The sequence below is a fragment of the Paraburkholderia nodosa DSM 21604 genome (genome assembly GCF_000519185.1).
Classification (GTDB): domain Bacteria; phylum Pseudomonadota; class Gammaproteobacteria; order Burkholderiales; family Burkholderiaceae; genus Paraburkholderia; species Paraburkholderia nodosa.
The window spans coordinates 69,884-95,374 of sequence record NZ_JAFA01000017.1; the positions used below are offsets into that span (position 1 = coordinate 69,884).

Below are 25,491 nucleotides of genomic sequence, written 5' to 3' on the forward strand. Positions count from 1 at the left end.
CGTGAAAAGTGAATCAGAAGAACACCAATACGGACAACCTCAGGAGGCAAGCATGAGAACCCTGCATCCCCGGCAGCTTTTCACGAGCGTGCGCGCTCGTGCAGCCTCGCTGCTCTCGCTGTGCGCCCTCTTCGCGGCGGCCGGGCTCGTGGCCGCGTGCGGCAGTGGCGGTAGTGGCCGCAGTAGCGCCGATGCGTCGAAAGCGCCGCTCGCGGTCGTCGCGCCCGTGGTGGATTGCTCGAAGCTGGCATCGGTCGACATCACCGATATTGGCGGCGCGGGCAGCGCGATTACTTCGGCCAGTGTGACCACGGCGACCATCAACGGTGCTTCGGTCAACTTCTGTACGGTGAAGGGCACGCTCGCGCCTTCGAATACGTTCGAAGTGGCGCTGCCGGTGAGCACGTGGACGCAGCGCTTTGCGGCGCTAGGTTGCGGGGGCCTGTGCGGCAACCTGAGCGACCCGACCCAGCAGTCGTCGTTCAGCTTCAGCTACACGTGCCCGCTCGTGCAGGAAGGCGGCTTCGTGACGGCGGCGACCGATATGGGCCACTCGGGCAACGACACGACGTGGACCACGGACCCGCAAAAACAGGCCGATTTCGCCTATCGCGGGCAGCACATCACGACGCTCACGGCGGAAAAGCTCATCAAGGCCTATTACGGGCAAACGCAGAAGTACGCGTACTTCATCGGCTGCTCGGACGGCGGCCGCGAAGCGCTGATGGCCGCGCAACGTTACCCGAACGACTATAACGGCATCATCGCGGGCGCGCCGGCTGCACACTTCCAGATCCAGAACTCGCTGTATCACGGCTGGAGCGTGGAGTCGCAAAGCACGACCGGCGACAGCACCGGCAACGCGACCCTCTACGCCGACAAGGCGCTCGTGCTGCACAAGGCTGTCGTCGCGGCATGCGGCGGCCAGGCGGGTGTGCCCGATGGTCTGATCGCCGATCCGCGCACCTGCAATTTCGATCCCGCATCGATCCAGTGTGCGCAGGGCGCGACGAACACGAGCAACTGCCTGACCGCAGCCGAAGTCGCCACCGCGAGCAAGATCTATGGCGGACCGGTGGACGCGACAACGGGCGAGCGCATGCTGGCGGGCTCTCCGCAGATGGGTTCGGAAGAGAACTGGGTCGGTGTGGAAGTACCCACAACGAATTCGACGGCCGCGGCGGTTTCGGTGAAGAGCCTGTTCAGTTACATGATCGTGACGGGTGCCTACAACCTGATCTTCACGGGCTCGCCCGCGATGCCGACCATCGACACCTTCGGCTACACGGATGCGAGCTTCTACCCGACCTACCTGCAGGCCAACCATCCGCTCATGGACGCGACGAACCCCGATCTCTCGGCGTTCAAGAAGGCGGGCGGCAAGCTGATCCTGTGGCACGGCTGGGCGGATCAACACATTTCGCCGCTCTTCACGATCCAGTACTACGAAGCGATGCAGAACACGATGGGTGCTTCGAACGTGAGCGATTTCGCGCGCCTGTACCTCGTGCCCGGCGTGGCTCACTGCGGCGGCGGCGAAGGCTTCCCGAACATCGACCTCGTCTCGCAGATCACGACGTGGGCCGAGCAGGGCACGGCGCCGAACGCGGTCATGACGTATCAGACCGATTCGTCGAACAACGTGACGGCCAGCCGCCCGGTTTATCCGTACCCGGCAGTCGCGCAGTTCACGGGCACCGGCGACTGGCACCTCGGCGCGAACTGGACCCAGGGCGCACCGCTGTACAACCAGCCCACGCATGCCTGGGCAGGCTCGAGCTTCTATGCGACGTACACGCCGACTACGCAGGGTGTTGCCGCGCCTTAACGGGTGAACTTCGGGCACACTCGCATGATTCACGGTTGAACCGGCCAGCCCTTCGGGGCTGGTTTCGTTTGTAATGCGATAAATAAATTGCATGGAAAATTCGGGGCAAGGGCGGCGGCTCGAACTGCGCCGCCGCCTCGAAAAGCGGCGCGTATAGGAGCGCCGCCCGGCGATGTAGCGGCAACTGAATTCCGCACGATCGTCCGGCGCGTTTGCGAATCCTTTCGGAGAGCATCGATTTTGCTTATCACGCTCGATTCGATTCCAGCCCCGGGCAGTGTCAGGCAAAGCACGGGCTGATCGCGCCCGGCCTTTACGCGGCGCGGCTTTCGGGCCGGTATCGCAAGTGCGGGCGTGCCGAATTCGCCCATGCAGACGGGCACGGACGTATCCAATATGTGGTTAACCCGCACTTTCAGGCGAAGGGTTGGCCACCTATCGTGCCCCCGACGGATAGCAGTTCGTAGAAATTCGACTCGGGCACGAGCGAGCGGCAGACCACAGAACGGACAGGAGACTACAGATGTCTGGCAGCAAAACAATCGATATCAAGGCGTTCATCGACGAACGCCACATTTCGGCCTACCAGTGGCTACTGGTGGCGCTGTGCTTCCTCGCGGTGACCGCCGACGGCATGGACGTGGCCATCATGGGCTTCGTCGCGCCCTCCATCATTCACGATTGGGGCATTTCGCGCCCTGAGTTCGGGCTCGTCATGAGCGCGGCGCCCATCGGCCTCGTGATCGGCGCGCTGGCCGCCGGCCCCGCCTCGGACCGCGTTGGCCGCAAGTGGGTGCTGATCACCTCCGTGTTCCTCTTCGGCGTCTTCACGATCCTCACGGCGTTCACGCAGTCGCCGGTTTCGATGGCGGTGCTGCGCGTGCTGACCGGCATCGGTCTTGGCGCGGCCATGCCGAACTCCACGACGCTGCTCTCGGAGTACTCGCCGCAACGCCGCCGCGCGCTGCTCATCACGATCATGTTCACCGGGTTCAACCTCGGCTCGGCGTTGATCGGCTTCGCGGCTGGCTGGCTCGTGCCGAACCACGGCTGGCGCGCGGTGCTGATCTTCGGCGGCGCCATTCCGCTCGCACTCGTGCCGCTGCAGGCCTGGCTGCTGCCGGAGTCGGCGCGTCTGCTGGCCGTGCGGGGCGCCACGAGCAAGCGCATTGCCGCGACGCTGAACCGCGTGACCGGCGCGAACTTCGCGGGCGACGAGAGTTTTGTCTCGGCGGAGCCGCCGCTGCCCACGCGCAAGCCGATCGGCGTGCTGTTCTCCGAAGGCTATGGCGTGATGACCCTCGCGCTGTGGGTCACGTATTTCATGGGCCTGCTCGTCATCTATCTGCTGACCGGCTGGCTGCCCACGCTGATCAAGGACGCGGGCCTCTCCATCACGGTGGCGGCGAACGTCACGGCCATGTTCCAGATCGGCGGCACGATCGGCGCCGTGCTGGTGGGCTGGATCATGGACAAGGTGCGCCCGGCGCGCGTGATCAGCGCGGCGTATGTCGGCGGCGGTATTTGCGTGCTGGCGCTGGCCGGCGTGGGCGCGCTGTCCTCGTCGCTCGCCCTGCTGGTGTTCGCCGCGGGCTTCTGCATGAGCGGTGCGCAAACGGGCCTGAATGCCTACGCACCGGGCCGCTATCCGACGGTTGCGCGTGCAACGGGTGTGAGCTGGATGCTGGGCATGGGCCGCTTCGGCAGCATCTTCGGTTCGGCCATCGGCGGCGCGCTGCTGGGCCTTGGCTGGGAATTCGCGGCGATTCTCGCGATGCTCGCCGTACCGGCCGTGCTCGCGGCCATCGCGATCCTGGTTTCGCAGCGTGCGCGTCAGTCGGAACCGGCTACGCAGGTGAGCGCGGCACACTGAGTTTCGTTTAGCAACAGCGCTGGACTGATCGGCGCGGCGGTGCGAATTGCACTGCCGCGCCTTTTTTTTGTTTGGCGTGAGAGCGGAGACACAGCCTCCGCTTGATTGCAGCGTCAAATCCTGAACGCGCCCACTGTTTCGATCACGGTCTGCGCATTTCTGCCAAGCGTATTGGCCGAAATCGAAAAGTGATTCACGAGTGCGCTGTCCTGCTGCGTGAGCGCTTCGATATGATCGAGAGCCTGCTTGATCTCGGCAATGCCGGCGCTTTGCTCGCCGGTCGCGGTATTGATTTCGTCGATTAGCACGTTCACGTCGCGCACTGCCTGCACCGCCTGCTGCATCTTTTCGCGGGCCGTTTCGGTGAGTTGGCAGCCTTCCTGAACCTTCTGCGTCGAGTCGACGATCAGACCCGCGATTTCCTTGGCGGCCATCGCCGCGCGGCCGGCGAGATTGCGCACCTCGCTCGCCACCACCGCGAAACCGCGTCCGTGCTCGCCCGCGCGCGCCGCTTCCACGGCCGCGTTGAGCGCGAGAATATTGGTCTGGAAGGAAATCCCTTCGATCACCTGAATGATCTCGCCGATCTTGCGGGAGGCCTCGGTAATGCCCTGCATTGTCACCGTCATGGCTTCCACGGCGCGGCCGCTGTCTTCGGTAATGGCGCGTGCCTGACCCGCGCTGGTGGCCGCCTGGCGCGCCGCATCGGCGGTTTGCCGCACGTTGGCCGCGATATGCTGCATCGAGGCCGCCGACTGCTCGAGACTCGCCGCCTGCGATTCGGCTCGCGCCGAGAGCGTTTGACTGCCTTCGGACACAGTCGCCGTGGCCGCGCTCATTCTCGCCATCTGGTCGCGCGCGTCGCCGACGATGGCGCGCATGTTCAGGCTGACCTGATTGACCGATTGTTCGAGCTTGCCGACCACGCCGGTGGGCTTCCAGGTGTTCTCGACCTTCTGCGTGAGGTCGCCCATGGCGAGCCGCGTGGCCGCGCCCAGCAGACGGCGCAACGGATAGATGAACATGAAGCGCATGCGGTATTCGGCCAGCACGCCGAACGCGAGGCAAGCGGCAAGGCCGATCGCCGTGCGCACGGGCGTGATCGACGCAGCGCCGCCGTCGATCAGGACACCCGTGACCATGCCGGCCGCCGCGAGACCGCTCGTGAGCAGGTAGGTCTGCGTCTTCATGGTGGGATGCACGAAGCGCGCAAGCCGCCCCACCATGTCCTTGCGAACGATTGCGCCTGCCTGCAGATGGTGCGCTTGCCGGCGGGCTCTTTGCTCTGCGAGCAACGTCGCATACAGCGCCTCGGCAGCCCGAACCTGATCGCGCGAAGCGGCGGTGTGGACGGCCCGGTACGCAACGACATGCTGCCCTTCGACGATAGGCGTCACGCCAGTCTGCACCCAGCAATGCCGCCCATGGCTGAAGCGGTTCTTCAGCACGCCGACCCACGGCTCACGCTTTTTCAGCGTCGCCCACATGTCGCGATAGACCTCGGAGGGCATGTCGGGATGGCGCACCACGTTATGAGGGTGCCCGATCAGTGCTTCACGGGAAAGGCCGCTGGCTTCGATGAATGCGTCGTTGCAATAGGTGATCACGCCGCGCGTGTCGGTCGTGGAAACGAGCAGTTTTCCGGGCGGGAGAGCGGCTTCTCCCTGATGGTTCGGTCGGGTCGATGATTCGGTGTGCACTCGTGGTCTCCGTCGTTTTTGATTGGGTTGTCCCGCTGTCCGCTGCTTATCGGCCGGTGTTTTCGATCATGTATGGGGCGGTTCGAGGGCAAAATTCGTCGCCGCGGCGCAGGAGGACGATAAGAGAAGCGAAGTGCTGTGGCGTGGGCCGGGGCGCTGGGGCTGAAACGCCCACGGCATAAGGCTCGCAGCCAGGAAGACGAAGCGTCGGTGGCTTTTCAGTGGGTGTTTGCATGCACAACATCCGATAACTTCTTCGCAAGTCCCGCAAAGCAGATTCGATACGACCGGTCGAAACGTGTTCAGCAAAAGTCGATAGCGACGGCCATTCCGGATGATGTGGCGTAGCCCGGTCTCCCTTCACTGCGTCACGTCAGTTGAGAGCAGACGTGATACGAGTCCAGTTTCGCTCGCTCGAGCTAGACCCCGGCGGTGAGATATGGCGCAAATCCAATTCGCATTGCGTCCAGCGGTGATCAAGGCTTGTCCGCGTGGATCGCAGAACTCGCTTGCCTGCTCCGCAGGCTGCGCGTCAATTTTTCAATTGGCGGCTGGCGTTAGGACCGGGCGCCCGGGCGGTTACAAACAAAGCTCGGGATGCTTTTGCGTAACGAGGTTCCTCTTGATCGGCTACCGCGAAACTCTGTCTTAAAAAATAAAAGGACTCCGATTTATTGTCATTTAACAGGGATGTTGAAGATTCTGGGGAAGGCCGATGTCTGGTGATTGACGGACCGTGCTTGCAGCCCTAGATTTTTCACGCGATAGCTGCGGACGCAACGATTCTGTTTTCGTTCCTTTCAACCGCACAGGACAGCGTGGAATGAGTGCTCTCTCGAAGAATTTTACCGATGCGCTGCGTCACCCGAGCGTGCGCCTGACCCAGCATTTCAGGCTGTGGATTGGCAAGCAGGAGAATGATCTCGATGTGCTTGACTTCAAGGTGCGCGGCGGATTCTGCAAGGACTACGTCGTCATTGTCACGGTCACGTCTGCGCGCCTCGACATCGACGGCAAGGACTACGTCGGGCGGCGAGCGGGCCTGCAGGTCGACGAGCGCGCCGCGGTGCCCTCGGCGAGCTGGACGACGCCGGTCGACCATGCGGCGGCCACCTTCAATGGGGTGGTGACGCGCTGGAAGCGTATCCGCACAAGCCGCGACGAGGCGGCCTACGAGGTGCGCATCGAACCGCGCTTTGCCGCGCTCGGCAAGCGCATGGTCCACTCCGATGTGCTCGACGATGTCACGTTCGAGGAGATGGTCAGGAAGAAGCTGGTCGACGGGCAAAATTTTGACGCCTTCGATGTCGAGTTCCGTCTCGAAGGGCCGCAGGACAAGATGCAGCAGATCGTGATGTACGAGGAGTCGGTTTGGCACTTCATCGCACGCCATGCAAAGCGCAAGGGCATTTTCTGGTTCTACCGGCAGGAGCGCGGCGAGAACGGGCTGCTGGACATCCTCGTGTTCGCGGACAACCCGCGTGCCTATATCCGGTCGATCAACCTGCCGCTGCTGGCCAGCGCGGGACTGCACAGCAACTTGCACGAGGCGGCGCAGGAAGTTCACGAGCAGCGCGCCCTGGTACCGGCGGCGATTGAAGTTTGGGAGCGGAACTACCGGACGCCGGAGGACCCGCTCAGGGCCATGGCGAAAGTCTCCGCGCAGGCGGACGACCGCTCGGTGTTCGGGCAGATCAGCCGCAGCGCGGAGTTCCATCTGACGCAGCAGCAGGGCGAGACGCTCGCTCAGGCGCGACGCGACGAGCAAGTCGCGCGTCAGGTGACGCTCGCTGGCGCTAGCGACGCGAAGGGCATTGCACCGGGCGTAGTGATCAAGCTGACCAATACGAAGATGTCCAGTGCCGAATACGGCTTCGTGGTGACGTCGTTCAAGATGAAGGGAAGCCGCATGAAGCCCGCTTTCGCGCGCTTCATGGCGATGCCCGCGCATCTGACCTACCGTCCGGTGTTTGACTACGAGCGGGACTGGCGATTTCTGACGGGGCCTGTCGTCGGCGTGGTCACGACATTGGACTCGACCCCCTACGCATACGTGGACGAATACGGGCGTTATCCCGTTGTACCGAAGTTCCTGCAGGGCTCGAGAAATGCCAATAACAAGCTGCTGAACCTGCGCCTGCTGCGTCCGTCATCGTCCTACCAGGGTGGCTTCCATTCGCCGCTGCTTCCCACCACCGAGGTTTTGCTCGACGGGGCCCACGGCGATATCGATCGTCTCCATATAACTGGAGCCCTGCACGATTTTTCGCACCCTGATGTCGTACGAAGCACCGACGCGCTGTTTAGTTACGCGATCTGGCGCTCGCCGCTTCTCGGGGCAGAGATCGTTTTCAATGACCTGAAGGGCAAGGAAAGCGCGCGTATCGCGACGGTCTACAGCCAGTCTGCGATCAACCAGGGATATCTGCTCAACGGCAAAAAGCTCCCTCGTGGGAACGGGATTGAGGCGACGACCCAGGGGTGGGGGACGGTGCGCGCAGCGAAGGGTCTGTTCTTCTCGGCGGACGCAGCGGCCGGACCGGATACGCCGCAGCTCGAGATGCCCGTTGCCGTCGCGCAGCTCAAGGTGGCGTTACAGCGCGTAACGGACCTCGCGGCGGCGACGACGCAGGCCGGAGCCGATCCTGCCGACCGTGCGACGCAGTCGGCGCTGCTCGACGGCTTGAATCAGCTTCGTGACGCGGGGCTCCTCGCGAGCGCCCCGGCGGGCATGGCCTTCGTGACGCCGCGCTCGGCCCAGCACTCGGCCGGCGAAAACATGATCGTCACGGCGGGCCAGCACATGGACGTCAGCACCGCCAAACGGCTGCGGATGGCTGCGGGCGAACTGTTCTCGCTATGCGCGCACAAGCTCGGTATCAACCTCACCGCCGCGAAGGGGAAGTTCACGGCGGCGGCGCTCACCGACGGCATGGACCTGTTCGCACAGAAGCAGCTACGCATCGCGAGCGAGAGCGCGGACGTCCAGGTCTCCGCGAAGTCGAAAATCACGCTCAACAGCGGCGGCGCCTCACTCGTCATCGAGAACGGCAACATGACGTTCCACTGTCCCGGTGCATTCACCATCAAGGCGGGCTCGTTCACGTTTGTCGGTCCCGACAACGTGCCGGCCCAGCTACCCGTCCTGCCGAAGAGTGACCTGACGCTCAATGAACGGTACTCCCATACGAACTGACACGCCATGATCATCAGCCCTCCGTTTCTGCCGGAATCCGGTCTCACGTCTAGCGACGGATCGAAGCCCGACCCCATGATGGACGCCGTCGACAAGTTCGAACTTGCGCACGGTATTTATCCGATCGCGTTCGACCGGCGCTGGCATTGCGGCGTCCATCTCGCGCCCAACGACCACGGCCCAGTCCAGGCCATCGCTGATGGCGAGGTTGTTGCCTACCGGGTCTGCCAGCATGCGATGGACTCGGGCAATGGCAACGCAGGCTTCGTCCTGCTCAAGCATTCGACCGAAACGGGCGAGGGTCGTACGCTGACGTTCTATTCGCTTTACATGCATCTGCTGCCGCTCGCCGAGTATCAGTCATTCGGGCACGACGGTACGCGGCTCCCCGAGTTCCTGCGCAAACCCTCCGGGCCGGATACTCAAGGACAGGTAACGCCTGCGGTGGCTGGTGGCGGTAACAAGGTACGGCGCAAGGACGTTATCGGGTTTCTCGGGCGGTATGAGGGCGTCGTATATATGCACTTCGAGATTTTCATGACGCCGGGGGATTTCGACGCGTACTTCAGCCATACGCAGCTTGGCATTGCAGCGCCGACGACGCCGACGGCGTCGGATTGCTGGGGGCATACGTACTACACGATTCCCAAGGAGCAGTCATTTCTCGCACTACCGCCGCAAACGGGAGCGGATCATAAACTGCACGGGATTGCGTTCGATCCGGGGCAGGTGGGAACAAACGCGCTGTCGCTCGCAGTCGAAACCTACTTCAGCACGGGCACAAAGTACACGAACGTATGGAGTGTCGCGGACGATGGTACGCGTACGTTACTGACGCGGGAGCCGGTACCAGAAGCCGACTACGAATACGACCTGTACAAGCGCGCGACAGCGCTGTATTCAGCCTGTCCGAGCGACGGGTACGAGATGCTACGCTTCGGACGCGTCCTGTCTTCGAATGCGACGCAGACGACCTGGGTAAAGGTAACCTACGCCGCTGGGAAGCAGGGGTATATCGACATCAGCAAGCCGGAGATCAGGAGACTGTCTGATGCGGACTTCCCGTCGTTTATGGGCTGGAAGAAGCTCTGTGACGAGAGTACGCCCTTTAGTAGCGACGGGTTGTGTGATATCAACGCGCTCGGGAAACTCGTCAACGACGTTGCCGACAGCGGACGGTTGACTAACGCGGCCGAAACAACGGAAGTGCAAAAAGCGGACGCGCTCTCAGGTTACGTCAAGGGGCACGACAGTGTTCGCCAGGCGTTGCGCGGGTTTATCTGCAATGCTCCGAGCGAATGGGATAGCACGAACAACCAGACGCGCTACGCGAAGCTGCTCGACGAAGATGGCTTCTATAACGGTAACGAAGACGGCTACAAAGAGTTCCTTAAGTACCTCATGGAGATCCAGTTCTGGGACACGACGGGGTTGCCCGCCGGACAGAAGCTTTGGTTCTTCCATCCGCTTGCATTTATCCGGCACTTCAGGAAGTGCGGATGGCTGAGCGCGGACGAATTGGCTCAGTGTTTGCCGAGAGTGTCGATATCCGCGAATCTTTCATGGAATACAGCGTACGAGCGAGCAAAAACGCATCACAAATTCATTAATCTAGTCTACAGAAAATATTTGCATGCCAATCAACCCAGACTGGTACATTTTCTCGCCCAAACGTACATTGAGACGGGTGTGCTTCGAACAATGATGGAGGACTCGCTCGGGCATGGTCACGCCTATGGCCCGTTTTACGGACGGGGCTACCTTCAGCTAACTTGGCCAGTTAACTATGAAAAATACAAGAAATTCCGATGTATCGCGACCCACGGGGCGGGGTCATACGCTGATCCCCGTATAACTTTCACTTCGACGCACGTTTGGGCTGACGGCGATTCGGCCAAGCGTTGGTCACCTTTATATGATCCACAAGTTGTCGCAACAGATCTCGCGCATGCTGCTGAGTCATCAGGAATGTTTTGGGTTTCCAAGACATTTCGCCATACGCACAACATGAATCGAGCGGCCGATTTTGGGGTTTCTCCGCTCGTGGTTGGATTCATTAGTTGGCTTGTTAACGGAGGAGGTGCAGGGTATGTGAATCGACAACAATTCGCCGCATTGCTTGAGCGTGTCTTGCTGGATACAGTCGGTCGCCCAAGTCACGAGGTACTCGCCTATCCACCTTTACTTCCCGCATCTAGCCCTGTGCTGTGTCGCACTTTCCCGCCGACAACTGTTCCATTTTCTCAAACCGTATCTTTCGACTATGTACCGCAAACTCCTTAGCATCTTTTGCATTTCAGTGTCGATTCCTGCGTGCGCCACTAGCGAAATACGGGGGCTACCCGACGCATGGATTGGATCGCACTATGGTTCATGTTACCCGTCAATCGAAAGTGGGATGGCTGATGCATATGGCGAAGACTATGGTTCCGATGACAATATCTTCCACGAAAGAGCAACGTATGGTTCCGTCGATATGATTCTCACCGCAGATAGGACGTCGGGAGAAAACGCACCAAGGACCATTTTTGAAAGACGTAAAGATGGTAAATGGTGTGTTGTTCTTGCGTCGCCGCCGGTTTCAACGATAACGCCAAAGATTGGTAAAGATATTACCTCAAGACCTCGGGAATGGACGACGATCACACAGTCGGCTCCGGATTTTAACGAGATCAAAGTTGTTTACCTGTGGAATAAACATAGGGCCATATATATGCCAGCATACTGCTATTACATAGGTAGACGTAAGCTAAAGAAATTCGATTGCTCCAGTGCTTATAAGTAAGACAGATGCAGCAACGCGATACTGCCTGTGCTGCCGAAAAGCGACCTGACGCTCAATGAGCGGTACTCCCATTCGAACTGATACGCCATGATCATCAGCCCTCCGTTTCTGCCGGCATCCGGTCTTACGTCTAGCGACGGATCGACGCCGGCCCCCATGATGGACGCCGTCGACGAGTTCGAATTTGCGCACGGCATCTACCCGATTGCCTTCGACCGGCGCTGGCATTGCGGCGCCCATCTCGCGCCCGATGTGCATGGCCCTGTCCACGCCATCGCCGACCGCGAGGTCGTCGCGTACCGGGTCTGCCAGCACGCGATGGACTCGGGCAATGGCAACGCTGGGTTCGTCCTGCTCAAGCATTCGACCGAAACGGGCGAGGGTCGTACGCTAACGTTCTATTCGCTCTACATGCATCTCTTGCCACTCGCCGAGTATCAGTCATTCGGGCACGACAGGAGACGGCTGCCGGAATTCTTTCGCAAACCAACTGGCCATGGTGCGCGCATAACTGGTTCTTACGACTGGAGGAACGGCAACTGCGATCGTGTAGATGCACAAAAGTTCCGCGGTCGAGGTTTTAAGCAGTTAACCGGACGTAGCAATTATTCGGATTACTGGGTATTCAAATCTTGGATTTCTACGACTTCATTTTCTGCATCATGGTGGCAGGACCCGGCGTTTATTGCGCACAATCGAAGTGGCGTGACGAAAGTTCCAGCGATGATTGACGAGCCGCAACGAGTTAGCCTTCGAGAAAATTGTTTGGATAGTGGTGGATTCTATCTGCGATTTTCAAGGCCGAATGTCGCAAAGCGTATTGACCAAGACCCCCGCAGATGGCAATTTCAGATGGGGATAAGGCGAAAGAACAGCAGATTTCAGGGGATGTTACATACGCGATTAATGGCGGCTATATCGATGCGCCCCGGAGGCTCGAATATACCCGGATTGCTAAAGGCATAATTTCGTGAGTAGATTAAATGTTTAGACTTGGTCTGATTTTCTTGTTTTTGTATTTTCTGTGGAACCGGTATTTGCCGATGAATCGTATGAGGTGATCGGTTCGTCGTTGAGGCTTGATACTGGCCATGTTTGCCTGCTCGATAAGTCACCAAGATTTGCGGTGGAAAGCTATGACAAGTCGGCAGTTATGGTGTCTGAGACGGGTTATGTTCTACGGCAGGACTTGCTCCATTGCCAGGGCGAGCATGCGATACACGTCTTTTCGATTCCATCTAATGTAGGTGTGCTTTCCGATATAAATATTTCGAAGGGTATTTATGTGGCCCTTGACTTTATTTCTACTCAGCCAATGGCATACTTGGCTACCGTTGCTCGCGTCGGATCGTCGCGGAATATTGTATCAATCGATGGGGCATATCTTGCCGGCAAGAAGCTCAGAGATCTACAGAAATTCGGATTCGGTAGTAGTGGAGACGCGGGAACATCGATTATATCGCCGGATGGACGATTTGTTGCGCCAGATGGGCAAATTGACTGCGCGGAGGACGCATATCCAGGGGTGTGGGACATTCGGAGGAATCGACGCGTTAAAGCGACCGATAACGCTTGCAATGCCCTTTTTAGATAGGATGATGTCTTTGAGATGAAATCTCCAATTCGCAAAGGCGACAAACTCGAAAACGGTGGCGAAGTCACCGGCGGCTCCGACTGGTTCAATTTCATGGGGCGCCCGCTCGCCCGCAAGGGCGACGAAGCCATTTGCGACGAGCACGGTCCGACCGTCATCGACGAAGGTTACGAGCGGTTCCCCGACCGCGACGGCAAGCCGATCGCCTTCCATCATTACCGCAGCGCGTGCGGCTGCCGCCTGATCTCGTCGCTGCAGAACGTCAATATCGAGTAATGCCGGTCGACCTGTCTCCAGCCGGGCGCCCGAGCGCTTATCCACGCCGCCCCCGGTTCTGGCCGTGGTGGTCCTGCATCTGGCTTGCCTGCAACGTTTTTGGCGTCGCCATCGCCATGCTGCTTTGGCCGAAGGGACAGCCCGCGAGTGGAGGAGCGTTCTGGTTCTGGTTCGCTGGTGTTCCTAACGGTGCGTTCCTGATCCTGCTTGCCATCGAGCGCGCGGGCTACGAGGGCCTGTGGTACCGGGCGTACTGGCGCAACCACCATCGAGACCGGTGGCTTGCGGAGCGGCTCCGTACCGCCCAGAAACCCCTCCGGGTGCTTGACGTAGGCTACTGCCTGCCGCTTCGTGGCCAGGCGCTTGCTTGTGCGATTGCCGCCGGGAAGCGCATACCTGCAGCGCAGTTGCCGCGTACAGGCTTCGAACTCGTTGTTCACGCGCGCTTCAAGGAGCCGAACTGGATGGTCGACGAGCCCGGTACGGCTGGTCCCCGGGATGGCGAAGCAAGCATTGAAGCGGGACAGGCGACGAAGCAGGTGTCGCTGCTAACGCTCAAGATCGCGAAGGCACTTGAGTCGCTGGAGGCGAGCCTGCGCGCATTGACGGACTACGAGCGGCAATGGTGGCCGCAGGTTCGCGTATTGAGCGCGCCGGGTAGCGAGCATGCGGACGTCGCGCGGGTGATCGAGGCACTTCGCATCGCGGGCCTGCCGCCGCTCGCAGTACAGGCGGTAGCGGCTACGGATGGTCTGATGCTCGCCGATGCGTGGCTCGACGCAAAGGACGCGCGCCCGTTGCTCGTCGTGGCGACGGCATGGCACGAAGCGGGCCCGCCAGTGGGCAGCGCCGAGGGGTGCATCGCCGTACTCCTGACGGCCGGATACTTCCGGCTGCCGGAAACGGTCAAGGTCGCCGCGCTACTACACAGGCCAGTCACCGGGCGCGCTGGTGCGGTCGAATACGGTTTCGTCAATGCTGCGGTATGGGGCAAGGCTGACTCCGCCTCAATCGTTCGCGCGTGGATAACCCGCCCGGTAGACGGATGCGACAGGGCGCTGCGCGCGGCCCGTATGGACGCCATTGCGAAAGACGAGGCGCAGCGACGCCCCGACCGCATTGCGGGCGGCCTCGGCAACGCAAATGGCTGGCTGGCCGTGGCGGCAGCCATCGAATCGGGCGCGACAGACGGCCCGCAACTCATCATTGACGGCGTGCAGTCCGCAGTGCTGCGCGCAATGCCCGCAACAAACGATAACAACCGGATTACCGATGACAGATCCCACGCTTAACTTGCGCTCCCTTGAGCCCGCAACCGCGATGGAGGAATCCGCGCCATCGAGCCGTCTGGCGATCTGGGGGTTACCCGTCGCGGCGCTGATCGTCGCCCTGCTCGCAATCGGCATCGTATCGCAGCGCGGCGATATGGTCGGCGTGACCTCCATCGAGTCACGGCTCAGGGCGATCATCGTTATCCTGACGACCTTCGCGGTCATTGTCGTCGTTCACCTTGTCCTCTTCGCGACCGGCGCTTATCGCTTTGCCGCGTGGCATTTTCGCAGTGAAACCGGAGACCGCTCGAAGGCGGCAAAGCCGCTCAAGCGCGACGCGCGGCTGCAACGCATGGCCGATGAACTACGCGTCGCTCATGGCTGGTTCTGGCGCTACCGTCTGCGCTGGCTGATGGTCGACGGCAACGACGCTCGGGTCGATCAGGTCGCGCCCGGTCTCAAGCAGGCGGGCGTCATGCACGTCGGCGAAACCGTCCTCGTCCACGCCGCGCCGGACGGTATCGAGGCCCAGAAGTGGCTCGGCCAGATCCGCAAATTGCGCAGTCGTCGCCCGGTCGATGGTCTGGTCCACGTCGGACGCGCCGACGAGACCGATGCGGGCCTGCCGCGCGCACTCTCGATGATCGCGACCGCGCTCGGCTGGGCCGCGCCTGTCACGTTCCTGCATCCGGTCGAGGCGAAGGGTAGGCCGTCCGAAAGCTTCGACGCGGTCGGCGCCTTCATGCCCAACGAGCCGCGCAGGAAGGCGCAGGAATCCGCCGCAAGACTGCCGGAACTGTTCAACGAGGTCGAGCGGTGGACGGCAGACGCGGGCGTGCGCCTTTATACCCAGGAGAAGGCGACCTGGCTGATGGAAGTCTCGAAGTATGTCGGCGACCATGCCGGGCGGATCGCTACCAGCCTGGGCGCGCTTGCCGCGTCGAACTGGCTGCGTGCGCCGCTCGCGGGTGTCATGTTCGCGCCGGTTTTTCCGGGGCCGACCATCGTACCGGTGCCGGTCGTCGACGCAGACGCGACGCCAGGCCAGCCCGCTGACACGCCGCATGTGGTGACGGTCACGCGCGAGCAGCCCGCCGCGCTGCTCCCGGTATGGAAAGAGATCGCTGGCGGGGCGTCCCGCTATCGGGGCAGACGCGCGGGCTTCTACTGGCCCGATGCCCTCGCGATAGCTGTCCTCGTTGGGGCCTTCGCCTGGATCGTCCTGCTGGTAATCTCGGGCCTCGGTAACCACGCACTTGTCAAGGATGCCGAAACAACCGCTGCGGTTGCCCTGAAGGCCACGCCAGGTTCGCCGCAGGCGATGCGCTCGCAGCTCGCCCTGCAGCAGCAGATAGAGACGCTCGAATACCGCCGGGACCATGGTGTACCGTGGTATCTGCGCGCGGGTCTCTCGCACAACGACGAACTGCTCGACGCGCTCTGGCGGCCCTATGAGGCCGTGGCTATCCGCAACCTGCGCCAGCCGGTCGTGCTGGCGCTCGAAGGGCAACTTGGCGCATCCTCGCAGGTCCGTGCAGACGAACAGCAGAGCCATGACGCGCAGCAGCTCGCCTACAACCGCCTGAAGGCGTACCTGATGCTCGCTACCCCGGCGCGTACCGACGCAACCTTTCTCAGGAAACAACTGCCCGACGTCTGGCCCCCGCCCACCGGCATGCGCGCGGGCGAATGGCTCGACGTTTCGCAGCGGCTCGCGGGCTTCTGGTCCGACCATCTGAAGGCACATCCCGGCTGGCGGATCAATCCGTCGATCCCGCTGGTCACGCAGATGCGCTCGACGCTCGTCAACCAGATCGGCCTGGCCGCGAGCGACGATGTGCTCTACCAGCACGTGCTTGATGAGGCGCGCGGCAAGTACGCCGACGTGTCGCTTGCAACGCTGCTCGTCGGCGCTGACGCGCACGGTCTCTTCACGACCACACAGACGGTGCCGGGCATCTTCACGCGCGCAGCGTGGGAGGGCGTCGTCGAGAAAGCCATCGACGATGCGGTGAAAGGGCAGCATGTCGAGGGTGACTGGGTGCTGACCGGTGACCAGCCGACCGCCCGGATCAGCGCCACCGCTGTAGAGGGCGCGGTTGATGCGGCGCAGGCCGCCGTTGATGCAAGGAAGAATGCCGACGATCTGCGGCAACGGTTGCGCGCGCGTTATTTCACGGACTACACGGCAGCCTGGGCGACCATGCTCAACAGCTTCCAGTGGCTCGCGGCGACCAGCTTCTCGGGGGTGATCGACCAGCTCACGCGTCTGACCGATGCGCAGACCTCGCCGCTGCTCGCGGTCATGAAATCGGTACAGCACCAGGGTGAGGCGGGCCGCCCTTCGCAGGCACTGACCGATACGCTCGTACGTAAGGCGCAGGGGTTGCTCGGTGGGAGCGATAGCGACCAGACCCAGGCTCCCGTTCTGAACCCGCTTGACCGTTCGTTTGGCCCGCTGCTTGCGCTGATGGGTGACACGAGTCCGGCTGCGGCCAGCGGCAGTGCGGGTAAAGCTCCAGGCGCAAATGCCGCCGCGTTCAACGGCGTCAGCCTCTCGCGCGTGCTGACCGCCGATACGACCGTGCGGCTGAAACTTCAGCAGATCCAGGCGAGTCCGGATGCGCAGGCCATGGCGCGGAGTCTCGCGCAGGCGGTATTCCAGGGCAAGCTCTCGGATCTCTCGCAGGCGCGCGACGACGCGGCGCTGACCGCCGCGAGCCTGGGCGCACAGTGGGCAGGCTTCGGCCAGACGCTGTTCGTGCAACCGCTCGACGCGGCATGGCAGGCCGTACTCCAGCCCGCCGCCGCGAGCCTGAACGAGGCATGGCGGGCGGGCGTCGCGGCCCCCTTTGCCTCGTCGTTCGCCTCGCGCTATCCGTTCTCGCCGACGAGCGCCGACGCGTCCTTTGCCGAGTTTGGCCGTTACGTGCGGCCCGAGACGGGGCTGATCAACCGCTTTATCGAGCTTGAGCTGTCCGGTGTGCTCAAGCGCCAGGGCGACCAGTGGGTCCCGAACGAACTCGCGCCGCAGTCGCTGCAGTTCGACCCGAAGTTTCTCGCGATGCTCCGGCTGATGGGTCCGCTCGGCGCACGTCTCTATGCGCAGGGCGAGGCGGGTTATCACTTCGGGATCATGCCGCAGCCGACGCCGGACGTAACACGCACGGAGCTGACGGTGGATGGCCAGCAGATCGTCTATTTCAACCAGCGCGAAACGTGGACGCCGCTGGCATGGCCGGGCAACGGTCTGAACGGCCATGCGTCGTTGAACTGGCAGACGCTCAACGCAGGCGGGCGGATCGCGTTCGATGCGACAGGCGACTGGGCCCTTCTGCGGATGCTAGAAAAAGCGCAGGTCAAACCGCTCGACGATACGCGCTACGAAATCATCTGGAATGCCGGGGCGGGTGGCGATGCCGCGAAGGCCGCTTCCGCGACGTCCGGTGACGGTACGGACGGCAAGGTGGCGCCATTGCGCTACGTACTGCGCGCGCAGGCGGGATCCGGACCGCTCGATCTGCTGAAACTGCGAGGCTTGCGCATGCCCGGGCGCATCTTCGTGACGGGCCGCGCCGGTGCGATCTCCGGATTGCCCTCATTGCCGCCCTTACCCCCGGAGTCGCAGCCATGACGGCACCGTGGAAATCCACACAACAGGAAGGCGCAAACCCGTTCCTGAGATATTTCGACGCCGAGATGCGCTACCTGCGCGAAACCGCTCGCGAGTTTGCGCACGACCAGCCCGAGGCCGCGCGGCGCCTGGGCATGCAGTATGGCCAGGAGAACGACCAGGTCCGCGCGGTCAACGAAGCCTTCGCATTCGTGATGGCGCGTCTGCACATGAAGCTCGACGACGGCATGCAGGAACTCACCGGCGAGATGCTCGACAACATTTACGAGTACATGGCGCGCGCGATCCCGTCTCTGTCGATCATCGAATGTACGCCACTGAACAGGGGCTCGAAGGTGGCGCAGATTCCCGCCGGGGCCGTGGTGCGCTCGGCACCGGTCGGTCCCGATCGGGTGCAGTGTCCGTTCCGCACGACGCAGGCAGTCGAGTTGCTGCCGCTCTCGGTCGAGGATGCGGGGGTGACAGTACGCGCCGACGGGCGCACGGTCATCCGCCTGGCGTTCGGTCTCTGGTTTGGAGACCAGCGTGAGGCTGTCGACCTGTCGCGCATCCGCCTGTACCTGCATGGCGACCGCCCGGCCGCCGCCGCGCTGTACGCGGCGCTCACGCGCCAGGTCGCCTCGGTCGGACTGCGCCTGCCGTTGGTGCGCGACGGCTCGCTGCTGCCGCTCGACGGGGTGCGCTTTGTGCCGGCGGGGTTCGGCCCGTCGACGCGGTTGTGGCCGGTCACGGATCCCGCGCGCGACGAGTCGGTAGACCGCGAGCAGACACTGCTGGAGTATTTCGTGTACCCGCGGAAGTTCCACTTCGTCGACCTGTGCGGCTTCGACAGCACGATGGTGCCGGCAGGCGAAACGCGCATGATCCTCGAGATCGAACTGGACGGGCGTATGCCTGGCGACCAGCCGATAGGGCGCGAGAGCTTTCGCCTCTTCTGCACGCCCGTGATCAACCTGTTCGAGGTCGATGCACGGCCGCTGCAGCCCGCCGACTGGCATGACAAGGAGCACCGCGTGCGTGTGCAGCCCGCCGTGGAGTGTCACGTCGAACCGTACGACCTGGTTGAGGTGACCGCCGCAGACCCGGAGGGCAGCGCACGGTACGCTTACAGGCCGTTCAGGAGCTTCAGGCATCGCGGCTGGATGCTGCACTACGAGAAGCCGGAACGGTACTTCCGTACCTCAACGCGCTACGGCGTGGTGGGGCAGGAGCTGTGGGTGACCCTCTCAGGGCAGCTCTGGGCCGGGACATACCGCCACGCACCGGACGATGGGGCGCGTCCACGGCCCGACCGCCATGTCACGGTGCGTGCGCTCGCGAACAACGGACGCCTGCCGCGCATGGCGCTTGCGGAGGCAACGATCACGGAGACCGTCACGGGTTTCACCGGCATCGCGTCGGTGCGCAATGTGACGGCGCCGAGCCTGCCGCAGTATCCGCCGCGCTACTACGCGGGTTACGACTGGCGCGTGCTTGGCCACTACACCGCGAACGGTGCGAATGAATTCAACCGGATGCTGATGGAGGGCGCGCCGGTACTGCGCGAGATCCTCGAACTCTACGACTGGACGCCTGACGACGCGGTACCGCAGCGCATCGACGCGATCCGGACCGTGCATTTCTCGGAGGACCAGGAAATCCTGCAGCATGGTTACGTACTGCGGATCGTGCGCATCCACGTTGACCTTGACGCGGGCGGCTTCGACGGGCTGGGCGACGCTGTCCTGTTCGGCGACGTGCTGAACCACTTCCTGGGACGTTACGCGAGCGCGCAATGTTCCATGCAAGTGGTACTGACCATCGACGGCAAGGAGACGGTGTATCCACGCACCGACTTTAAGGGGGCACCATTCTGATGCGTGCTGGAATCCATACCGGAATCATGTGCGGTGCGCTCGGCGTGGGCCTCGCGCTGACGGTTTCTGCGTGCGGCATGTGGCAGTCGGTCAGGGACGGGACCGTGCATGCCGCGCGCGCGGTGTTCGAGACGAAGGTCGAACAGATGAATCTTGTCATCATGGCGCGCGGCGCGCTGAACCAGGACGTGCGCGGCGCTTCGCTGCCGGTCGTGCTGCGCATCTACCAGCTCAAGGATGACAAGCCCTTCGCGACTGCGACCTATGCGCAGCTGCTGGAGGGCAACGATGCGCTGAAGGCCGCAACGCTCTGGAGCCGGGACGTGACGCTGGGCCCGGGGCAGACGCTGAAGGTGACGCAGCCGATCGGCGACGCAGCGAGCTACGTGGGCGTGGCGGCGTTCTTTCGCGACACGGCGAACACCGAATGGTCCGTACTGGTGCCGAAATCGCAGTGGAAGAAGACCGACCCGGTGAGGCTGGTGGCAGCGGAGCGCACGCTGGAAGTCGACTTGGGGAACCGATAACGCCGCTGCACTGATGGATGATAGTCATGCGCTGGCCGCGCTGGAACCGGCGCCCGACGAAGCCACGCAGCGTTACCATACGCGGGATGCACAGCGATAGGCGCAGCGGGCCAGGGAGCGCATACAATTGAGCCGGACCCACTCATAACTGAACGGCGATGCGCATTCTTGTGATCGAAGACGAGCCGAAGACCGGCGCGTATCTGAAGAAGGGCTTCGAGGAATCCGGCTATGCCGTGGACGTTGCCGCGGACGGCGCGGAAGGCCTGATTCTCGCGAAAGAGGCCGCGTACGACGTGATCGTGCTCGACGTCATGCTGCCCGAAATGGACGGCTGGACGGTGCTCAAGACGCTGCGCGCCACGCACACCACGCCGGTGCTCTTCCTCACCGCGCGCGACGATATCAGCGACCGCGTGAAGGGCCTCGAGCTCGGCGCGGACGACTACCTCGTCAAGCCGTTCGCGTTCGTCGAACTGCTCGCGCGCGTGCGCACGCTGGCCCGCCGCGGCCCGCCGCGCGAGAGCGACGTGCTCGCGCTCGGCGACCTCGAAGTGGACGTCACGCGCCGGCGCGTGAAACGCGGGGCCACGCGCATCGACCTCACGCCGAAGGAGTTCTCGCTCCTGCAACTGCTCGTGCGCCGCCAGGGCGAAGTGCTCACGCGCACGCAGATCGCCTCATACGTGTGGGACATGAACTTCGACAGCGACACCAACGTCGTGGAAGTCGCCATCCGCCGCCTGCGCGCGAAGGTGGACGACGCGTTCGACGTCAAGCTGATCCACACGGTGCGCGGCGTGGGCTACGTCGCTGAAATCAAAGGGAACGCCTGATGCCGCGCATGGCTGTGCGCTCGCTCGCCACCGGCCTCGCGCTGAGTTTCGCGGGCACCACGCTCGCGGTATTCGCGCTCGTGGGCAGCACGCTTTATTTCACACTCGACCGCGAAGTGAAGCAGCAGGACGACCTCGATATCGTGCTGATTTCGCGGCACACGCGCCGCCTCGCGCAGGAGCTGCACAACGAGCACGACGTGCGCGAACATGCGGAGCGCCTCACGAGCCAGGTGCTCGGCAATCCCGCGCTTTCCATGGAAATACTCGGCACCGGCGGTGCGCAACTCGTCGAGCACAACACGGCGGGCATTGCGGACGCGGCGTTCCCGGAAGCGGCGCTCGCACGGCGCCTCCCGCCGACGCAACGCATTACCGAAGGCGACGTCGTGGAGTGGCGCAACGCGCGCGGCGTACCCGTGCGCGGACTCGCCACGGATGCCGCGCTGGCGGACGGCACGCCCGTCACCATCGTCATCGCGCGCGACATGACCGACCGCTGGCGGCTGCTCGACCACTATCGCGAGCGCCTCTACGGCTTTGGCCTGGCGGGTATGCTGCTCGCGTTCCTCATGAGCTGGATGCTCGTGCGCGAGTCGCTGCGCCCGCTGCGCGAGATGGCGGCGCGTGCTGCCACGGTCACGGTCGACCGGCTCGATACGCCCATCGAAGTCGAACGCGCGCCGAGCGAGCTTGAAGCGCTCACGAAGTCGCTCAACGCCATGCTCGACCGTTTGCACGGCGGCTTCGAGCGGATGTCGCAATACACGGCGGACCTCGCGCATGACATGCGCACGCCGCTCGGCAACCTGCGCGGCGCGAACGAAGTGGCGCTCGCGCGTGAGCGCACCACGGCCGAATACGAAGCGCTGCTCGAATCGAATCTGGAGGAATGCGAACGGCTTTCGCGCATGATCGAAAGCGTGATCTTTCTCGCGCGCGCGGAGCACCCGCAGTTCATGACGACGCTCGCGGAGTTCGAAGTGCACGATGCGCTCACGCAGATCGCCGACTACTTCGAAGGTCTCGCCGACGAGGCGGGCGTGCAGATCCGCGTGCAGGGCGAGGGCCGCCTGCGCGCGGACAAGGAGCTGTTCCGGCGCGCCGTGGGCAACCTGCTCGCCAATGCGCTGCGCTATACGCCGCGCGGCGCGGAGATCACATTGAGCGTCGAGCAGGCGCCAGAGGCCGTCGAGGTCACGGTGGCCAATCCGGGCACGCCCATCGAAGCCGCGCTGCTGGAGCGCATTTTCGACCGCTTCTATCGCGCGGATGCGTCGCGCCATCGCGAGCCGCGCGCGGGCGCTTCGGCGGGTCTGGGGCTCGCGATCGTGCGCACGATCATGGCGCTGCACGGCGGCTCCGCACGCGCCGAAAGCGATGCGGCGGGCACGCGGTTCATCCTGACGTTCGCCCGCCCTTAGCACTCGAGTCGCCCAGCGCCGCGCGGTCCCAACCGCCGCCGAGCGCCTCTAGCAGATGCACGCTCGCATCGAGCCTTCTTGCCGCGATCTGCTCATCGTTGCGTTCGTTCGAGAGCGCGATGGTCTGCGCCGTCACGACATCGAGATAGTTCACCGCGCCCGCCTGGTAGCGGTTGGTGGTGAGCTTGAGCGAGAGTTGCGCGGCGGCGGTGGCGCGTTGCTGGCTTTGGGCTTCGCTCGCCAGCGTATCGAGCGCGCTCAGGTTGTCTTCGACTTGCTGGAACGCCGTCAGCACGGTTTGCCGGTAGCCGGCCACGGCCGCGTCGTATTGCGCGTTCGCGCCTTTGAGCGTGGCGTCGCGCCGGCCGCCGTCGAAGAGCGTGCCCGCCAGTTGCGAGCCGAGCGACCAGAAGAGGCTCGGTGCGCTGAGCCACGGCGCGAAGAACGTGCTTTCGAGGCCCGCCGTCGCGGAGAGCGTGAGGTCGGGATAAAAGGCCGCGTGCGCTGCGCCGATTCCTGCATTGGCCGCCGCCACGCGCCGCTCGGCCGCCGCGATGTCGGGACGCCGTTCGAGCAGCGCGGAGGGCACGCCCGCGGGAATCGACGGCACGACGGCGGGATCGACACGCGGCGGCAGACTGAACGTCGAAGCGGGCACGCCGGTCAGCGTGGCGATGGCGTGCTGGCGTTGGGCGCGCTGCACGTCGATGTCGCTATCTGCCGTGCGCGCGCTTTCGAGCTGGGTTTGCGCCTGGGCGACGGCGGAGGCGTCGATCGCACCATCGGCGAGCTGCTGCTGCACGATGCGCAGCGCGGCCGTGTAGGCGCTCACGGTGTCGTCGAGCAGCTTCTTCTGGCGATCGAGCGAACGCAAGTCGAAGTAGTCGGTAGCCAGCTGGCTCGCAACCGAAAGGCGCACCGATTCGAGGTCGGCTTGCGTGGCCTGGGCGTTGGCGTGCGCCTGGGTGGTCGCGTCCTTCACGCGCCCGAACAGGTCGGGTTCCCAGCTCGCCGTGAGGCCTGTCGAGTAATCGGGAATCGTCTTGCCCGCGAGCGAACGGTCCACGAGATTCTGCGAGGTCCGGTAACGCTGCGCCGCCACGCCTGCCGTGACGGTAGGCGCATAGCCCGCGCGTTGATAGTCGATCATCGCGCGCGCGGCTTGTAGATTGGCGACGGCCTGGCGCACGCTCTGGTTCGACACGTCCACGCGGGCTTCGAGCTGGTCGAGGTCGTGGTCGCCGAAGAGGGTCCACCATGAGCCGCGCGGTTGGGCGTCGGCGGGCGCGGCGACGCTCCAGCCGGACGCCGCCGCGGGTTGTGTTACCTGGGTGGCGTAGTGCGCGGGCACGTCTACTGTGGGCGCGCTGTAGTGCGGCAAGGTGGTACACGCCGCGAGCGATGCTGCCGTGCAGGCGACGACGATCCGGCGCAGCGCAGGAAGAGGGTGTTCGAACATGGTGAGCCTCGCTTACGCTTTCGCCTGCGCAGCCGTCGAGGCCGCCGCCACGTGCACGCTCTGGCCGCTGGCAATGGCGTCGCCGGGATTGTTGATGACGCGATCGGTCGGCGCGAGTCCGGTGGCGATTTCCACGTAGGTGCCGAAGTCGCGGCCGATGGTCACCTTACGCAATTGCACCGTGCTCTTTGCATCCACCACCGCGACGGTCACGCCGTCCGGGCGGAACAGCAGCGCGCTCACAGGCAGTTCGAGCGCCGGCGCGGCCGCCGTGAGCGCAAGATGCACTTGCGCGTAGGCGCCGGGCATCAGCGCGCCGTCGTGGTTGTCCACGTCGACTTCCACCCGCAACGTGCGGCTCACGGGATCGATCACGTTCGCGCTGCGCGCCACGCTCGCCTCGAAGCGGCGGCCCGGATATTGCTGCGTCGTCAGCCAGACGGTCGTGCCCGGCGTGACGAGGCTCGCGTCGTCCTGGGGCACGTCCACGTACACGCGCAGCCGGTCGGTCTGCGCGATATGGAACAGCTCGCCTGGCATCGTGGCGAGGCCGGGCGTGCCGCCCGCGGTGACGAGCGCGCCCACCTGCACGTTGCGCGCCGTAACGACGCCGTCGAAAGGCGCCGTCACGTTCTGGTAGGCAACCAGCTCCTGCAGCCGCGCCACGTTGGCCTGCGCCGCCTGGAGCGTGGCGAGTTTCGCGGCGGCGTCGCTCGTTTTCGCCTGGGCGTCCTGCTCGGAGACCGATTGCGTCTGCAGCATCGTCTGCCAGCGCTGCGCCGTGCTGCTGGCGAAGCGATAGTTGGCCTGTGCGGTGGCTTCGTCGGCGCGCGCCTGCTGGAGTTGCGCGTCGAGTTCGGGCGTGTCGATCTGCGCGAGCGTCTGGCCCGCCTTCACGTGCGCGCCGATATCCGTGTACCAGTGCTGCACGTACCCGCTCGTACGCGCGTAGATCGAGGCGTCGGCCCAGGACATGACCGATCCGGGCAGCAACAGGTCTTGCGTGGCAGGTGCGCGCGTGGGCGTGAGCGTGGAGACGATCAGCTCGCGCTGCGCCGCGACCTGCCGGGCTTGCGCGGTGCGTGCTTCGAGGCGCGGCACGATGCCCGCCGTGAGGAGCGTGACGGCGATGGCGAGGCAGGTAAGGCCGACGACGACAGCGGTGCGGCCTCGCGTTGCGGTTGGCGCCGCGGCATCGCGTTCTTCGTGCGGTGTCTGCGATTTCATCTGGA

At 63.5% G+C, this 25,491-nt stretch carries 16 protein-coding genes; 13 read left to right on the forward strand and 3 right to left on the reverse strand.

Annotation, left to right across the window (positions count from 1 at the left end):
- The first annotated feature begins 52 nt into the window (after window positions 1-52).
- Together A3CW_RS0124025 and A3CW_RS0124030 are read left to right on the forward strand one after the other, a co-directional pair.
- The gene (locus tag A3CW_RS0124025; protein ID WP_028205838.1) at window positions 53-1,828 is read left to right on the forward strand and encodes a tannase/feruloyl esterase family alpha/beta hydrolase; all 1,776 of its coding nucleotides are present in this window, start codon (window positions 53-55) and stop codon (window positions 1,826-1,828) included.
- Between the two features lie 523 nt (window positions 1,829-2,351).
- Entirely contained in the window at window positions 2,352-3,701 is a 1,350-nt protein-coding gene (locus A3CW_RS0124030; RefSeq protein WP_028205839.1) for an MFS transporter, read from the forward strand.
- A gap of 113 nt (window positions 3,702-3,814) precedes the next feature.
- Here the strand turns inward: A3CW_RS0124030 and A3CW_RS47420 are convergent, their stop codons facing one another.
- Entirely contained in the window at window positions 3,815-5,401 is a 1,587-nt protein-coding gene (locus A3CW_RS47420; protein WP_035513795.1) for a methyl-accepting chemotaxis protein, read from the reverse strand.
- Window positions 5,402-6,224: 823 nt separating this feature from the next.
- On the opposite strand from A3CW_RS47420, the gene vgrG reads away from it, so the two are divergent.
- The 11 genes from vgrG (at window position 6,225) to A3CW_RS0124085 (ending at window position 22,800) form a co-directional block, all read left to right on the forward strand.
- Entirely contained in the window at window positions 6,225-8,597 is a 2,373-nt protein-coding gene (gene vgrG, locus A3CW_RS0124040; protein WP_028205840.1) for a type VI secretion system tip protein VgrG, read from the forward strand.
- 6 nt (window positions 8,598-8,603) lie between these two features.
- A complete protein-coding gene (locus A3CW_RS0124045; protein WP_028205841.1) occupies window positions 8,604-10,880 on the forward strand; it encodes a M23 family metallopeptidase in 2,277 nt (758 codons plus the stop codon).
- 115 nt (window positions 10,881-10,995) lie between these two features.
- Window positions 10,996-11,382, forward strand: a complete 387-nt coding sequence (locus A3CW_RS52480; RefSeq protein WP_154678017.1) for a hypothetical protein — start codon at window positions 10,996-10,998, stop codon at window positions 11,380-11,382.
- 87 nt (window positions 11,383-11,469) lie between these two features.
- Complete coding sequence (locus A3CW_RS54445; protein WP_322787966.1) at window positions 11,470-12,348, forward strand: hypothetical protein; 879 nt, start codon at window positions 11,470-11,472, stop codon at window positions 12,346-12,348.
- Between the two features lie 643 nt (window positions 12,349-12,991).
- Window positions 12,992-13,252: a PAAR domain-containing protein gene (locus A3CW_RS0124055; RefSeq protein WP_028205843.1), complete on the forward strand. Its 261-nt coding sequence runs from the start codon at window positions 12,992-12,994 to the stop codon at window positions 13,250-13,252.
- Window positions 13,252-14,544, forward strand: a complete 1,293-nt coding sequence (locus A3CW_RS0124060; RefSeq protein ID WP_028205844.1) for a hypothetical protein — start codon at window positions 13,252-13,254, stop codon at window positions 14,542-14,544. Before A3CW_RS0124055 ends, A3CW_RS0124060 begins: the two co-directional genes overlap by 1 nt.
- Window positions 14,525-18,157: an ImcF-related family protein gene (locus tag A3CW_RS0124065; protein WP_028205845.1), complete on the forward strand. Its 3,633-nt coding sequence runs from the start codon at window positions 14,525-14,527 to the stop codon at window positions 18,155-18,157. The genes A3CW_RS0124060 and A3CW_RS0124065 overlap by 20 nt, the downstream gene beginning before the upstream one ends.
- Entirely contained in the window at window positions 18,154-20,013 is a 1,860-nt protein-coding gene (gene tssF, locus A3CW_RS0124070; RefSeq protein WP_028205846.1) for a type VI secretion system baseplate subunit TssF, read from the forward strand. The genes A3CW_RS0124065 and tssF overlap by 4 nt, the downstream gene beginning before the upstream one ends.
- Before the next feature lie 44 nt (window positions 20,014-20,057).
- A complete protein-coding gene (gene tssJ / locus A3CW_RS47425; protein WP_245623726.1) occupies window positions 20,058-20,540 on the forward strand; it encodes a type VI secretion system lipoprotein TssJ in 483 nt (160 codons plus the stop codon).
- 158 nt (window positions 20,541-20,698) lie between these two features.
- Entirely contained in the window at window positions 20,699-21,376 is a 678-nt protein-coding gene (locus A3CW_RS0124080; RefSeq protein WP_028205847.1) for a heavy metal response regulator transcription factor, read from the forward strand.
- 8 nt (window positions 21,377-21,384) lie between these two features.
- On the forward strand, window positions 21,385-22,800 hold the full coding sequence (locus tag A3CW_RS0124085) for a heavy metal sensor histidine kinase (RefSeq protein ID WP_028205848.1): 1,416 nt from the start codon (window positions 21,385-21,387) through the stop codon (window positions 22,798-22,800).
- Here A3CW_RS0124085 and A3CW_RS0124090 read toward each other — a convergent pair.
- Both A3CW_RS0124090 and A3CW_RS47430 read right to left on the reverse strand, forming a co-directional pair.
- Complete coding sequence (locus tag A3CW_RS0124090) at window positions 22,775-24,259, reverse strand: efflux transporter outer membrane subunit (RefSeq protein ID WP_028205849.1); 1,485 nt, start codon at window positions 24,257-24,259, stop codon at window positions 22,775-22,777. The two genes, A3CW_RS0124085 and A3CW_RS0124090, sit on opposite strands and share 26 nt — an antisense overlap.
- 12 nt (window positions 24,260-24,271) lie before the next feature.
- Window positions 24,272-25,486 (reverse strand): efflux RND transporter periplasmic adaptor subunit, encoded by a 1,215-nt coding sequence (locus A3CW_RS47430; protein ID WP_051481678.1) that lies wholly within the window; start codon window positions 25,484-25,486, stop codon window positions 24,272-24,274.
- Window positions 25,487-25,491 lie beyond the last annotated feature (5 nt).

Excerpts from the sequence above, each read along its gene's own strand:
- A3CW_RS0124025 (WP_028205838.1), top strand. The coding sequence starts at position 53 with ATGAGAACCCTGCATCCCCGGCAGCTTTTCACGAGCGTGCGCGCTCGT.
- A3CW_RS0124030 (WP_028205839.1), top strand. The coding sequence starts at position 2,352 with ATGTCTGGCAGCAAAACAATCGATATCAAGGCGTTCATCGACGAACGC.
- vgrG (WP_028205840.1), top strand. The coding sequence starts at position 6,225 with ATGAGTGCTCTCTCGAAGAATTTTACCGATGCGCTGCGTCACCCGAGC.
- A3CW_RS0124045 (WP_028205841.1), top strand. The coding sequence starts at position 8,604 with ATGATCATCAGCCCTCCGTTTCTGCCGGAATCCGGTCTCACGTCTAGC.
- A3CW_RS52480 (WP_154678017.1), top strand. The coding sequence starts at position 10,996 with ATGGCTGATGCATATGGCGAAGACTATGGTTCCGATGACAATATCTTC.
- A3CW_RS54445 (WP_322787966.1), top strand. The coding sequence starts at position 11,470 with ATGATCATCAGCCCTCCGTTTCTGCCGGCATCCGGTCTTACGTCTAGC.
- A3CW_RS0124055 (WP_028205843.1), top strand. The coding sequence starts at position 12,992 with ATGAAATCTCCAATTCGCAAAGGCGACAAACTCGAAAACGGTGGCGAA.
- A3CW_RS0124060 (WP_028205844.1), top strand. The coding sequence starts at position 13,252 with ATGCCGGTCGACCTGTCTCCAGCCGGGCGCCCGAGCGCTTATCCACGC.
- A3CW_RS0124065 (WP_028205845.1), top strand. The coding sequence starts at position 14,525 with ATGACAGATCCCACGCTTAACTTGCGCTCCCTTGAGCCCGCAACCGCG.
- tssF (WP_028205846.1), top strand. The coding sequence starts at position 18,154 with ATGACGGCACCGTGGAAATCCACACAACAGGAAGGCGCAAACCCGTTC.
- A3CW_RS0124080 (WP_028205847.1), top strand. The coding sequence starts at position 20,699 with ATGCGCATTCTTGTGATCGAAGACGAGCCGAAGACCGGCGCGTATCTG.
- A3CW_RS0124085 (WP_028205848.1), top strand. The coding sequence starts at position 21,385 with ATGGCTGTGCGCTCGCTCGCCACCGGCCTCGCGCTGAGTTTCGCGGGC.
- A3CW_RS0124090 (WP_028205849.1), bottom strand. The coding sequence starts at position 24,259 with ATGTTCGAACACCCTCTTCCTGCGCTGCGCCGGATCGTCGTCGCCTGC.
- A3CW_RS47430 (WP_051481678.1), bottom strand. The coding sequence starts at position 25,486 with ATGAAATCGCAGACACCGCACGAAGAACGCGATGCCGCGGCGCCAACC.